Genomic DNA, 13,239 nt, shown 5'->3' on the forward strand with positions numbered 1-13,239 from the left:
GGAGGGAAGGCGAAACCAAGACGGGAGGCACGATGAACACAAACACATGGTATCGTTTTCTGGGCGTGCGGCCCAATGAGACGAAAACCGTTCTGCTCTTCTTTCTGCACAATCTGCTGCTGGGCCTGGGCACCATGCTGGTGTTTGTGGCGGCCAATGTATTACTGCTCAGAGACGAGCCGGCCCAAAATCTGCCGCTGGCCTACTGCCTGGGGGCCGCGGCAATGCTGGTAGCGGGCCGCGCCTACGCGCACTACGAGCAGCAGTGGCGGCTGCAAAAGCTGGCCGTGCGCACGCTGCTGGCCACGCTGGTGCTCACGGCCGTGCTGAGCGTGGTGGCCGCGTCGGGCGGCGGCGTGGCGGCGGCGGTGGCCGTCATGGTCGGCTACCGCGTCATCTACCTGCTTACCAATCTGGGCTTTTGGGGCATGTCGGCGGCAATGTTCAGCGTGCGGCAGGGGCGGCGGCTGTTCGGGGCCCTGAGCGCCGGCGACATGCCTGCCCGGGGCATAGGAGCCGTGCTGGGCGTGTTTCTGTGCCTGCGCTTTGGGGTGCACTGGCTGCTGCTCACGGCGTTTGGGGCCTATCTGCTGGCGCTCTACCTGCAGCGCCGCGCCTTCGGGCAGCTGGCCGCCGTTCGCCGCCCGGTGCCGCCGCCGGCCGCGCCGGGCCTGCTGCAGCAGCTGGTGGGCAGCCCGCCGCTGGTGCGCTACATGGGCCTCGGCCTGCTGGCGCTGGCCGGAGTAGCGGTAGCGGTAGAGTATTTGTTTTTCGTGGGGCTGGCGCAGCATTTCACCCAGGCCGCCACTCAGATTCAATACCTAGGGGGCGTGCTGGGCCTCACGTATCTGCTGGCGCTGCTGGGCCGGCTGCTGGCAGCCCGCCGCGGCCCCGATCAGCTGGGCGTGCGGCGCATGCTGCGGAGCCTGCCGCTGGTGGCGCTGGCGGGTGTGGCGCTGTTTGGGACGTTGCGGGCGCTGGGCGTGGGGGCGGCGGGGCAAATGTTGTACTTCGGCGGGCTGTATCTGGGCCTGGAAGTGCTGCGGCGCACGCTGTTTGAGCCGGCTTTTCTGGTGCTGCTGCAGCCGCTGCCGCCCCTGAGTCGCCTGCGGGCCCACACGCTGCTGCGCACTCTCTGCGAGCCGCTGGGGCTGGGCTTGGGCGGGCTGCTGCTACTGGCGTTGCGGCCGGGCGCGGGCGCGGTGCCGTGGGCTGCGCTGGCCGTAATGGGCGTGGGTCTGCTGGCGGCATTAGGCCTGCTGCAGCGGGCCTACGGGGCCTATATTCTGGCTCTGAAGCAAGCCCTCGGCCTGCACCCGGCCCAAAGAGAGGCGGCCCCGACTACCGATGCGCTCAGCGCCCTGCTGCACCTGCACCGCGCCGAGGCTCCGCTGCTCGTGCGGCACGCCGAGGGCCTGCTTACCCACCCCGAAAGCCAGGTGCGCAGCCGCACGCTCATCCTGGTGGGCCACCAGGTAGGGCCCGACCTGCTGCGCCGCCTCACCCTGCACGACCCCGACCCCGCCGTGCGGGAAATGGCCTGTCGCCTGGCCGGCCGCCATACCGAAAACGACGACCTGCTCCAACACCCCGACATAACCGTGCGCAAGGGTGCCATTCGGGGCCGGCTGGAGTTGGCCCCGACCGATGTGATGGCGCAGGCCAGTCTGGCGGCGGTGGCAGCCAATGCCAGCCACCACCGCCAGGCCCTGGAGCTGATCCGCTTCTTGACCCCGACGCAGCAGGTGGAGCTGGTGACCAGCGGCCTGAGCAGCCGCGAGCCGGCCCTGGTGCAGGCGGCCACCGCCGCCGCCGCCGCCGTTTCCCCCGCCGTCCTGACCAGCCCACTCATCGGCTTGCTGCAGCGCAAAACCACCCGCGCCGCCGCCGCCGATAGCCTGGTGCGGATGGGTGATGCCACGCTGCCTTTTCTGCAGACCGTGCTGGCCCGCGAAACCAATGAGCGGCTGCTGCGCCACCTCACGCAGGTGTGCGCCCGCTTGGGCACGCCGGCCGGCCGGCGGCTCTTGCTGCAGCTGGTGCAGGATGCCAATCTGTGCGGCCGGGCCGCGGCGCTGCGGGCGCTGAGCAGCCTGCCCACGGTGCCCACCGACGCGCCTATGTTTCAGCGGCTGGTAGAAGAGGAAATGCGGCTGGCCCAGCACCTGCTGCACGGCATGGTGGCCGCCAGCGCCGACCTGCGCACGGCCCTGCGCCACGAGCTGCACAAAATTCAGCAGCGCGTGCTGGCCGTGCTGATGCAGCTGTATGAGCGCCCGCCGCTGGTGGAAGCCCAGCGCGGCCTGGCGCACGCCAGCGGCGAGCGGCAGCTGCTGGCCCTGGAAGTGCTCGAACACCTGATTCCGCGGCCGCTCTACCAGGGCCTGCAGGCCCTGCTGGATGTGGGCCGGCTCGCGGAGAAGATTCGCACGCTCGACGACCTGCTGGGTCCCGCTATCCAGCCCGAGCCCATTCTGACCACCATCGTTCGGCGCGGCACGGCGGCCTTTTCGCCCTGGACGGTGGGGGTGGCCCTGCGCCAGTGGCACCCCGAGCCCGCCACCGTAGCCCATCTGTATCCGCACCTGCAAACTTCCGACCCGCTGATTCAGGAAACGGCCGGGGCGCTGCTGCGCCGGCTGCCGCTACAGCGCCCCGCCGCCTACGACCAGCTGATGCTGCTCTACCCGTCGCTGGCCGCGCACCCCCTCTCCGACCCGGCTGCCGCGTCGCCCGTCTCGTTTCTGGAGCGCGTACGGATGCTGAAAAACACGGCCCTGTTCGGCCAGACCTCCGAAAACCTGCTGAGCACCATCGTGCCCATCATGCACGAGGTGACGTTTGGGCCGGAGGAGGAAATCTTCGCCAAAGGCACGCTGGGCACTTCGCTGTTTATCATCTACGAGGGCGAGGTCGGGATTTTCAACCGGCACCAGCTGCTCACCACCTTCGGCCGGGGCGAATTCTTCGGCGAGCTGGCCTTGCTCGATGCCGAGCCCCGCTCGGCCTCCGCCGTGGCCCTGCACTCCGTCCGCGCCTTCCGCATCGACCAGGAAGACTTTTACGACGTGACCGAAAACTGCGCGGAAGTGGTGCGCAGCATCATGCACGAGCTATGCCAGCGCCTGCGCCGGCAGAATGAGCGCACCGCCGAGCCGGAGAACGAGCCGGTGGGGCAGCCGGCGTAGTTAGGGAAGTAGGGCGCTGGCTTTCCAATAGAAGCTATTTAGAAAGTCGGAAGAACGTGTCATTCCGAGCGAAGCCGAGGAATCTCGCGTGCTGACGTGTGAGTAGTAAGCCAACGTCAGCACGCGAGATACTTCGACTTCGCGGACACAAGATGAAGCATGACCGCCTTTTTCTCGATTTTCTTTACTCGGAAACGAGTCTAATTGCTGTTATAGCAAGTGTATTTACTGTATGTATTGTATTAGTAATTGTATTACAGCAAGATAAAAAGATAGTAAAAGCGTAGGTTTCGCGACTGGAATGCCAGAGTATTGGGGCATCAATCAACCGGATAGCCCCAATTTTATGGACTCTTCTATCAAGAGAAATGAACAGATGCCGCACCCCTCGCAAGCCTCCCAATCACCGCTGGTGCGACTGAATTATGTGTTGCGGCAGCTGCCTGAAACCACGCCTCCCGACCTGGATGGCCTGCTGGCCAGTATTGCTGATCTGCTGCAGAATAAACTGGTGTTATGCTCCGGTAGCTATGCTTATCGAGTTACGGAGTTGGAACTGTACTACTGGGGGCCCGGGCATCACGACCCCTACATTCATCGGGCGCGTGAGCAGCAGGAGTATGGCAGATGGTCTTTCAACGACGCAGACTGCCTCGACTTCACGTTTGGTAGCAAAACACAAGGTACTTGGGGCGGTGTTTTGCTGCGCGGACTGCGCCGCCTACCAAGCCAGCAAGCCAAAGCTGGGGAAGAAACATACATCGCGGGGCCACGCAATGTGCTGCGGGAACTGGTTGCCAGCCTGGACGGGGTATTCGAGGGGAGCCAACAAGGATTTTATCTGACCGCGGCTGGAGCAGAATCTTTACTGACTCAAACGCCTTGGCGGGTGGCGCGTTACGAGTTGCGGAAGCAGGCCGATGATACCGATTTTCTGCTGCGGTCTTACCGCTTTCTGGTCGAGGAGCAGTACTTGGCTACCCTAAAGGATAGGGCGCAGATAGTTCGGCAACTTCTGATGCCAAAGGAACAGGCCAAGGCTATTTTGGGCTACTTTCCCACAGACTTAGCATGAGCGACGCGACCAAAGCCGGAATGGTATACCTGGCCGATATATTACCAGGCCGCCATACCAGCGTGGTACGGGAGCTGGTGGCAGCTCTTTCGGCCAGTGGGCTCAGCAGCCGGCTGCTGCCCGGCACGCGCGATATCTGGGCTCGCGACTATATGCCTGTGCCGGTTCCGTCGGGCCAACTGGTGCGCTTTCGCTATGCTCCGGATTATCTGCGAGCTAAAAAATGGCAACATCTCATTACCAATGCCACTTCCGTATGCCAGGAACTGAGCCTTGCGGCCCAGGAATCGACGCTGACCATTGACGGCGGAAACGTAGTGCGCGGAGCCGGCAAAGTGCTGCTCACCGATAAAGTAGTGCGGGAAAACCCACAGATTTCACCGTCCCGGCTCCGGCGCGAATTGGCGCGGCAACTGGAAACAGATCACCTGATTCTGCTGCCCGCTGACCCAGTCGATTTCACGGGCCATGCTGATGGTATGCTTCATTTTCTGGATGAGCGCACAGTATTGCTCAACGATTACAGCCAGGAAAAAACTGCTTTCTGGCCGCAACTGCGGTCCGCCCTATATGCCGCCGGACTCGATTGGATTCCATTGGCTTACAACCCTTATCACAATGTGAGCCTGACTGACGCGGCGGGTATTTACATCAATTTTCTCCGCACGAAACACACCATAGTGGCTCCGGTTTTTGGGCAGCATGAAGATGAAGCGGCCTTGCGTCAGTTGGAGCGGGTTTTCCCGACGCATACCATTCAGCCCATCCAATGCCGCGAACTGGCGCGGGAAGGCGGACTACTGCATTGCATAACCTGGACTGCTGAGTGTGAATAGCTCACGCCGGCCGCAGCGGCCGCTCCGGTGCCACATCCTAAGCAGCCTCTCTATATTGCATCCATGAAAAAACTATCTGTACCCTGTGTCCTTCTGATTCTGGGGAGCTTGCCCTCACATTCTTATGCGCAAAGCACGCGTTTCGGCCTGAAAGCCGGCGCGAATTACAGCACTACCTACATAAAGAATATTACGCGGCCTGATCGGATACTGGGGCTGACGGCGGGCGTATTTGCCCAGGTCCCGCTGTTGCAGGATGGCTTCTTTTTGCTGCAACCGGAATTGCTGTACTCCGCCAAAGGCTCGGAAACGAGCTTTCAAGGCACCACTTACCAAAACCGGCTGCACTACTTGGAGCTACCTGTGTTGGCCAAGCTCAACGCCGACGGATTCGTATTTGAAGCCGGTCCCCAACTCAGCTACTTGTTGGCTGACCGCCAGGAAGCATTTGGCGGTATTGGCTCCAACATAGACAATTACAACCGCCTGGTAGTAGGGGCGGTGGCAGGGGTGGGCTACCAGCTGCCGATGGGCCTGGGCCTTACGCTGCGCTACGCCAACGACCTGAGCCGAATCAGCGAGGATGGGCCGCGCAATACACTGTATCAACTGCAGCTGAGCTACGCGCTTCCGGGCAAGTAACCAGCACCGATAAAACAACATCAGCTTACGGCGACCGGCCCGACGGCTGAAAAAGCCGCCGGACCGGCTCGTACTTCTGCTCGCTACCACCCAGCAAAGCTGCCGTCGCCGAACGGCCATTCCGGCTACTGGCTACGCCGGTCGCAACGGCCGCTTCTCCAGTATCAGCTGGTCGCGGTAGTCGTGCAGGGTCAGCTCCAGGCCCACGGGGTAGGTGTGCGGGTTTAGGAAGCGGCGGATGCTGGGGTCGAGGCTTTGTACTTCGCGCTGGGCGTGGGCGCGGCTTTCCGGCAGCGTGGGCAGCTCCAGCACGCGCCGGCCGTTGCGGAATATGGGCTCCAGCAGCTCCTTATACTGTGCCTCGGGGCGCACGGCGCGGCGGCGGGTGTAGTCGGCGGGGTCTACCAGCGTGAGGTTTTCGGGCAGCGGCTCGGCCGTGTTGTAGAGCATGTCGGCGCGGGGCTTGCCGTACTCGGTCAGGTAGCGGCGCACCTGCAGAATGCCCGGAATGCTGGTTTTGACGAGTTGCTCAGAGAGCTTGAGCGTGAAATCCCAGTCCGAGTCGTCCGCTTTGCGCAGAGCGGCCAGCTTATACACGCCGCCCAGCGCGGCTTGGTTGTAGGCCGTAACGAGCTGCGTGCCCACGCCCCAGGTATCGATGCGGGCTCCCTGCGACTTCAGGCTGAGAATCAAATTCTCCTCCAGATCATTGCTGGCCACGATGCGGGTGTTGGGGAAGCCGGCCTCGTCGAGCAGGGCGCGGGCCTCGCGGCTGAGGTAGGCCAGGTCGCCGGAGTCGAGGCGGATGCCGCCCAACTCGTGGCCGTCGGCCCGCATCCGGCGGGCCACGCTGATGGCGTGGCGCACGCCTTCCAGCGTGTCATAGGTATCCACCAGAAACACCGAATCGTCGGGAAAAGCCTGCGCGTAGGCCGCGAAGGCCTTTTCCTCGTCGCCGAATGCCTGCACCCAGCTGTGGGCGTGGGTGCCGCGCACCGGAATGCCGTAGCGCTGCCCGGCCAGCACGTTGGAAGTGGCATCGACTCCGCCCAGATAAGCGGCGCGGCTGGCCCCGAGGCCGCCATCGAAGCCCTGGGCGCGGCGCAGCCCGAATTCCAGCACCTGGTCCGTCGGCCCGGCCGCTTCGCGGATGCGGGCGGCTTTGGTGGCAATGAGCGTCTGAAAATTGACCAGCGTGAGCAGGGCCGTTTCGAGCAGTTGGGCCTGCAAAAGCGGCCCCTGCACCCGAATCAGCGGCTCGTTGCCGAACACCACGGTGCCTTCAGCAATGGCGTCGATGTCGCAGGTGAACTTCAAATCCCGCAGGTAATCCAGGAACTCGCGCGGGAAAAGCGGCGTGCCCTTGCTGCCCCGCAGGCCGGCCAGGTAGTCGAGGTCTTCGGCCGAGAAGCGGAAGTTTTCGAGCCAGTTGACGGCCAGGGCCAGGCCGGCCGCCACGGCATAGCCGCCCTGAAACGGGGCGCGCCGGAAGTAGAGATGAAACACGGCTTGGCGGTCCTGCATGCCCTGCTGCCAGTAGCCGTAGGCCATCGTGAGCTGGTAGAGGTCGGTGACGAGGGCCAGAGACGGTGCGTAGAGGCCGGAAAGCGGGGCTGGATTCATGCGCGAAAGCGGAACGTGAGCGAGCGGGCGGCCAAGGTACGGGCCACCTGGTAAAAGCCTCTACGCGGGCGGCGGCCCCAGCGCTGTCTGGCCCGGTAGCACGCGGCCGGCGCATCCGAACACTGTGTCCGTTTTCGGACAGTAATCGGCCGGCTTAAATTTAAAATTTTAGTCGCAACTACCTGTTTTATAGCTTGTTGTAATAATGGCACGGCCGTTGGCTGAGATGGGTGAAATCCTTCATCTTTCTCCCCAAAAATGGACAGAGCTATTTCTGCCGATATCCAAATGCGCCGCCGCCGCCGCCGGTGGCTGCTGGCGCTCCTTACGCTGGCGCTGGCGGGGGCGGGGCTGCTGGCCTTTCGCACGGCCCTGCAGCCCCGCATCAGCCGCGCCGGGCTGCTCACGGCCACCGTCGAAACCGGCGACGTGGAGGCCTCGCTCACGGCGGCCGGCCTTGTTATTCCGGGCCGCGAGGCCGTCATTACCAGCCCCATTCAGAGTACTATCCGGCAGGTGCTGGTGCAGGTGGGCGAGAAGGTGGAACCGGGGCAAACCATTCTGGCTCTGGATAAAGAATTGACCAATAGTGCCTTGGCCAAGCTCCAGGACGGCCAGCAGCAGAACCGCAACCGCAGCTCCCAACTACGGCTGAGCCTGGAAAAAGCCCTGAACGACCTTCAGTCGCAGGAGAAAGTGCAGCAGGTGAAGGTGCGCAGCCTGCAATCGGCGTTGCGCGACGAGCAATACCTGCTCAAGATAGGGGGCGGCACGGCCGAAAGCGTGCGGCAGGCCGAGCTGAGCCTGAAAGTGGCCCAGCTGGAATGGCAGCGCCTGCGCGAGCAGATCAGCAACCAGCGCGCCGCCAACGCCGCCGATGTGCGCGAGCTGGGCTTCACCATGCAGATTCAGGAGCGCAGCATCGGGGAGCTGGCCCGGCAGCTCAGCCAAGCCAACATCAGCAGCCGGCAGCCCGGCGTGCTGACGTGGGTGAACGAGGACCTGGGCAGCACCGTGCAGCAGGGCGACGCGCTGGCCCGCGTGGCCGACCTGAGCAGCTTCCGGGTGCGGGCCACCATTTCCGACACGTATGCCGATGCCCTGCACCTGGGCGACGCGGTGGTGGTGCGGGCCAACGGCACCGACCTGCGCGGCACCATCAGCACCATCAGCCCGGCCGTGGATAAGGGCGTGGTGACCTTCTACGCCCGCCTGGCCGAAAGCCACCACCCAGCCCTGCGCGCCAACCTGCGCGCCGATGTGTTTGTGGTGACCAAAGCCCACCACGGCGTGCCGCGGGTGAAAAACGGCCCGTTTTACCAGGGCGGCAAAGAGCAGCCAGTGTTTGTGCTGCGCCAGGGCAAAGCCGAGCGGCGCACCGTGCGCTTCGGCGACAGCAACTTCGACTGGGTGCAGATAACCAGCGGCCTGCGCCCCGGCGACGAAATCGTGGTCAGCGATATGAAAGACCACCTGGATACGCCCCGCCTCACCGTCGTCGAATAGCCCGCCATGAAACAGTTGTTCCTTGTTTTTCTGGCGCTGTCTGGCCTGGCGCCGGCGGCTTTTGGTCAGGCCAATACGACGCTGCCCGCCGTTATCGGACTGGCGCTGGGCCAGTCGGTGGCGGCGCGGCAGGCGGTGGCGAGCCGCGAAACCAGCCACTGGCAATACCGCGCCTACCAGGCCGCCTACCGGCCCCAGCTGGCCCTGCAGGGTACTTTGCCCAACTACAGCCGGGTGATTTCGGCCGTGGTGCAGCCCGACGGCACCACCGATTTCCGGGCCGTGCGCATCAACAACGCCAACGCGGGCCTGACCCTGACCCAGGCCATCGGCCCGACCGGAGCGCAGCTGTTTGTGACCTCGGCCGTGCAGCGCTTCGACGATTTCAACCGCCGCGCCCGCCTCTACAACAACCAGCCCGTGGGCCTGGGCCTCACCCAGCCGCTGGGCCGCTACAACGCCCTGCGCTGGAACCGCCTGATTGAGCCACTGCGGTATCAGGAGGCGGGCCGCCAATACGTGGAGGAGCGCGAAAACATTGCCCAGCGCGTGACCGAGCTGTATTTTGACGTGCTGCTGCAGCAGGTGAATGCCGACGTGGCCCGCCAGAACGTGCGGGCCAACGAGGAGATGTACCGACTGGGCCAGGAGCGGTTCCGGCTGGGCCGCCTCTCCGAAAACGACCTGCTGCTGCTGGAGCTGAACCTGCTCAATTCGCGCCGGGCCCTGGCCCAGGCCCGCCTCGATGCCGAAAGCGCCGCCCTGAGCCTGCAGAGCTACACCGGGCTGCCCGCCGAAACCCTGGTGCTGGCCGTGCCCGCCGCGCCGCCCGCGCTGGTGGTAAGCCCGGAGCAGGCGCTGGCCCAGGCCCGCCAGAACCGTCGCGAGCCGCTGACCTTCCGCCGCCGCCTGCTGCAGGCCGAAAGCGACGTGGCGCTGGCCAAGGGCGTCACCGGCTTTCAGGCTACGCTGCAGGCCAATCTGGGCTACGTGAACAGCGCCCCCGACTTCTGGACCACCTACAACAGCCCCCAGAACCAGCAGCAGGTGAGCCTGGCTTTCGCGCTGCCGCTGGTAGACTGGGGCCGGCAGAAAGCGGTGGTGAAAACCGCCGAGCTGAGCCGCCGGCAAACCCAGCACGCCGTGGCCCAGGAGCAGGCCACCTTCGAGCAGACCGTGGCGCTGCAGGCCGCCCAGCTTGGCAGCCTGCACGCGCAACTCGGCCTGGCCGCCCAAGCCGATTCGCTGGCCCAGCGCCGCTACGCCATTACCCAGGCCACCTACAAAGTGGGCCGCATCAGCCTCACCGACCTCAACATTGCCCTGGCCGAGAAAGATCAGTCGAAGCGGGCCTACGTGGCCGCCCTGCGCGCCGCCTGGGTCGCCCACTACCGCCTCCGCGCCCTCACACTGTATGATTTCGAGCGGCAGGAGGGGCTGAAGTAGTGAGATAGTGAAATGGTGAGATAGTGAGTTTGATGTGCTGTCTGCGCATATGGCGCAAACGGCGCAGTTAGCGCAGGCAGAACATCAAACTCACCATCTCACCATTTCACTATCTCACTGCAGGTACGCTGCTGTTCCAGATGTCCTGGTGGAGCTTCCAGTGGCCGGCTTCCTCTTTCCAGACGACCAGGTATTTGCCCTGGTCCACTTGCTGGTGGTTGGCGGCGAAGAGGGTGTAGGTGCCCAGCTCAATGGCCGTATCGTCCAGCTCCTCGATGTCGCGGGTTTTGAGCTTCACCTGCTTGATGCCCATGGCCATGGCGCTTTGCCAGAACGTCTGGATGCCGGCTGCGCCCTGAATCATGTCCATGCCGGTGGGCAGGAGCGTGCCGGTGCTGGTGTAGAGGCCGGCAATGGCGGCGGCATCGCCCTGCGCGAAGCTGGTTTCAAACGCGTCGTTGGCCCGCCGGATTTCGTCGCGGATGCTGGTGGCTGTGGTGAGCATAAGAAAAGGGTTTTAGGTCGGCAAGAGCGCCTGTAACTGTAAGATGATAATATTTCATAGCAATAAAAAGTGCTCGGCGGCCGCGGCCATTTCCTCGTGATGAAAACGCCCGGCCCACCTCCCACATCCGAACACGTTGTCCGCTTCCGGACAATATTTACTGCGGGCTATTTTGCATTTAATGCCCCAATGAGTTGAAAAACAGTGCTTTTTACACTTGGCACAGCGCTTGGCTGACTACTCCTGAATCTGCGGCCCCGGCCCGCAAAACCGGACACTCCTTTCGCCATCTCCTCCTAAACTGCTTCCGCTCATGAATCTTGCTGCCGCCCAACCTTCCGCCCTGGCCCCCGCGGCCGCTGCCGCCCCGGTCATGCTCCGCCTCACCGACATTGAGAAGGTGTACCAGACCAAAACCATCGAAACAGTGGCCCTGAACCGCGTGAACCTGACCATTGGGCAGGGCGAGTTCGTGTCCATCATGGGGCCGTCGGGCTGCGGCAAGTCCACGCTGCTCAGCATTATCGGGCTGCTCGATGAGCCCACCAGCGGCACCGTGGAAATCGAGGGCCGCCCCGTTACGTCGTATTCGGATAAGGAGCTGGCGCGGCTGCGCAATGAGAAAATCGGGTTCGTTTTCCAGAGCTACCACCTGATAAACGACCTCTCGGTGCTCGACAACGTGGAGCTGCCCTTGCTCTACCGCGCCGGCGTGAGTGGCAAGGAGCGCCGCCGCCTGGCCCTCGCGGCCCTCGATAAAGTGGGCCTCAGCGCCCGCACCGGTCACTTCCCCAGTCAGCTTTCGGGCGGGCAGCGCCAGCGCGTGGCCATTGCCCGCGCCCTGGCCGGCGGCCCCGAGCTGATTCTGGCCGACGAGCCCACCGGCAACCTCGATTCGGTGATGGGGGAGGAAATCATGGACCTGCTGCTCACCCTCAACCGCGCGGAAGGCGTGACCATCATCATGGTCACCCACGACGAGCACCAGGCCCTGAAAACCGAGCGCGTCATCCGCTTCTTCGACGGCAGCCAGGTACAGTAGGTCAATTAAAAATTAAAAATGAAGAATTAAAAAGCGCCTTACAGCTTCTTTAAAAGCGCTTTTTGGCTTCATCCTTTTAATTTTTAACTCTCAATTTTTAATTGAAAACGCCATGCTTCTCAACTACCTCAAAATTGCCTGGAAGGTGCTGCAGCGCCGCAAGTTTTTCACCTTCATCAGCTTGTTTGGTATCAGCTTCACACTGATGATCTTGCTGGTGGTGGTGGCCATGGTGGACCATGTTGCCGGGGAGCACGGGCCCGAAAAGCGCATCAGGCAGATGCTGTTTGTGCCCGCGCTGCGGCAGGAATTCAAGGGGGGAGGCACCATGAACTCGCCGCTCAGTGCCTACTTCATCGACCGCTACGTGCGGCCCATGAAGACGCCGGCCCTGGTGGGCCTCACCTCCATCACGGCCAGCACCACGGCCTTCGCCAACAGCCAGAGCGTGACTCTGGACGTGCGCTATACCGACGGCAACTTCTGGAAGGTAACGGACTTCGAGTTCATTGAGGGCCGGGCCTTCACGGGGCGGGAAGTGCAGAATACCGACCGCGTGTGCGTGGTGAATGAGCACACAGCGCGGGCCTTTTTCGGCACCGTGCGCGGAGTAGTGGGGCGGCAAATCGAAATAGGGCCGCACCACTACCGCATTGCGGGCGTGGTGCCCAATGTGCCCATCGTGCGGCTGCACAGTGGGGCCGATGTCTGGATGCCCTACACGCTCAGCCCCGGCCTCACCCGCGAGCAGCGGCTCGATGGCTCGTTTTACCCCATCTTGCTGGCGGCCAGCCCGGCGCAGGTGTCGGCCATGCACGAGGAGTTTGAGCAGCTGATGCGCCGCGTGGAGATTCCTAACCCGAAGCAGATTGCGAAGCTGCACGCCCACGCCGACCCTTCGCTGGCTACGCTGGTGCGCGAGCTGACCAACCACCAGACCTCCGCCGACGACGGCATGACGCTGTTTCTGACCGTGAGTGCCGTGGCGGCGCTGCTCTTTATGCTGCTGCCCGCCCTGAACCTGATCAACCTGAACGTGACGCGCATCTTGGAGCGGGCCAGCGAGATTGGGGTGCGCAAGGCCTTCGGCGCGTCGTCGCACACGCTGGTGGGGCAGTTTCTGGTCGAAAACCTGGTCCTCACGCTGCTGGGCGGGCTGCTGGGCCTGGGCCTGGCCGCCGGGGCCCTGCACCTCATCAACGAGAGCCAGCTCTTTGCCTACGCCGATTTCGGGCTCGACTGGCGGGCTTTCGGCTGGGCGTTGGCGCTGGCCACGGTGTTTGGGCTGATGAGCGGCGTGTATCCGGCCTGGAAAATGTCGCGCCTGAATGCCGTGGATGCCCTGCGCGGCGGGGCCACCGGCCCGCAGTAGCGCG

General features: G+C 63.6%; 10 protein-coding genes. 8 read left to right on the plus strand and 2 right to left on the minus strand.

Annotated elements, in window-relative coordinates; genetic code table 11:
* Window positions 1–32 precede the first annotated feature (32 nt).
* The 4 genes from BUB62_RS16090 (at window position 33) to BUB62_RS16105 (ending at window position 5,741) form a co-directional block, all read left to right on the plus strand.
* Window positions 33–3,188 carry a cyclic nucleotide-binding domain-containing protein gene (locus tag BUB62_RS16090; protein WP_073111855.1) on the plus strand — a complete coding sequence of 1,052 codons (3,156 nt, stop codon included), beginning with the start codon at window positions 33–35 and terminating at the stop codon, window positions 3,186–3,188.
* Window positions 3,189–3,534: 346 nt separating this feature from the next.
* Window positions 3,535–4,263, plus strand: coding sequence for a hypothetical protein (locus BUB62_RS16095; protein WP_143164228.1), 729 nt, complete (start codon window positions 3,535–3,537; stop codon window positions 4,261–4,263).
* The gene (locus BUB62_RS16100) at window positions 4,260–5,099 is read left to right on the plus strand and encodes an agmatine deiminase family protein (RefSeq protein ID WP_073111859.1); all 840 of its coding nucleotides are present in this window, start codon (window positions 4,260–4,262) and stop codon (window positions 5,097–5,099) included. The genes BUB62_RS16095 and BUB62_RS16100 overlap by 4 nt, the downstream gene beginning before the upstream one ends.
* A gap of 63 nt (window positions 5,100–5,162) precedes the next feature.
* On the plus strand, window positions 5,163–5,741 hold the full coding sequence (locus BUB62_RS16105; protein WP_073111861.1) for a porin family protein: 579 nt from the start codon (window positions 5,163–5,165) through the stop codon (window positions 5,739–5,741).
* A 132-nt stretch (window positions 5,742–5,873) separates the two neighbouring features.
* On the opposite strand, the gene BUB62_RS16110 is transcribed toward BUB62_RS16105, so the two are convergent.
* The gene (locus tag BUB62_RS16110) at window positions 5,874–7,364 is read right to left on the minus strand and encodes a nicotinate phosphoribosyltransferase (protein ID WP_073111863.1); all 1,491 of its coding nucleotides are present in this window, start codon (window positions 7,362–7,364) and stop codon (window positions 5,874–5,876) included.
* A gap of 258 nt (window positions 7,365–7,622) precedes the next feature.
* Between BUB62_RS16110 and BUB62_RS16115 the strand changes: the two genes are divergently transcribed.
* Window positions 7,623–8,870 (plus strand): efflux RND transporter periplasmic adaptor subunit, encoded by a 1,248-nt coding sequence (locus BUB62_RS16115; RefSeq protein WP_073111865.1) that lies wholly within the window; start codon window positions 7,623–7,625, stop codon window positions 8,868–8,870.
* A 6-nt stretch (window positions 8,871–8,876) separates the two neighbouring features.
* Entirely contained in the window at window positions 8,877–10,316 is a 1,440-nt protein-coding gene (locus BUB62_RS16120; protein WP_073111867.1) for a TolC family protein, read from the plus strand.
* A 109-nt stretch (window positions 10,317–10,425) separates the two neighbouring features.
* Here the strand turns inward: BUB62_RS16120 and BUB62_RS16125 are convergent, their stop codons facing one another.
* A complete protein-coding gene (locus BUB62_RS16125) occupies window positions 10,426–10,821 on the minus strand; it encodes a YybH family protein (RefSeq protein WP_073111869.1) in 396 nt (131 codons plus the stop codon).
* 373 nt (window positions 10,822–11,194) lie between these two features.
* Here BUB62_RS16125 and BUB62_RS16130 point away from each other — a divergent pair, with 373 nt between their 5' ends.
* Both BUB62_RS16130 and BUB62_RS16135 read left to right on the plus strand, forming a co-directional pair.
* A complete protein-coding gene (locus BUB62_RS16130; RefSeq protein ID WP_073112101.1) occupies window positions 11,195–11,863 on the plus strand; it encodes an ABC transporter ATP-binding protein in 669 nt (222 codons plus the stop codon).
* A gap of 112 nt (window positions 11,864–11,975) precedes the next feature.
* Complete coding sequence (locus BUB62_RS16135; protein WP_073111871.1) at window positions 11,976–13,235, plus strand: ABC transporter permease; 1,260 nt, start codon at window positions 11,976–11,978, stop codon at window positions 13,233–13,235.
* The last annotated feature ends 4 nt before the right edge of the window (window positions 13,236–13,239 follow it).

The organism is Hymenobacter daecheongensis DSM 21074, assembly GCF_900141805.1.
Classification (GTDB): Bacteria; Bacteroidota; Bacteroidia; order Cytophagales; family Hymenobacteraceae; genus Hymenobacter; species Hymenobacter daecheongensis.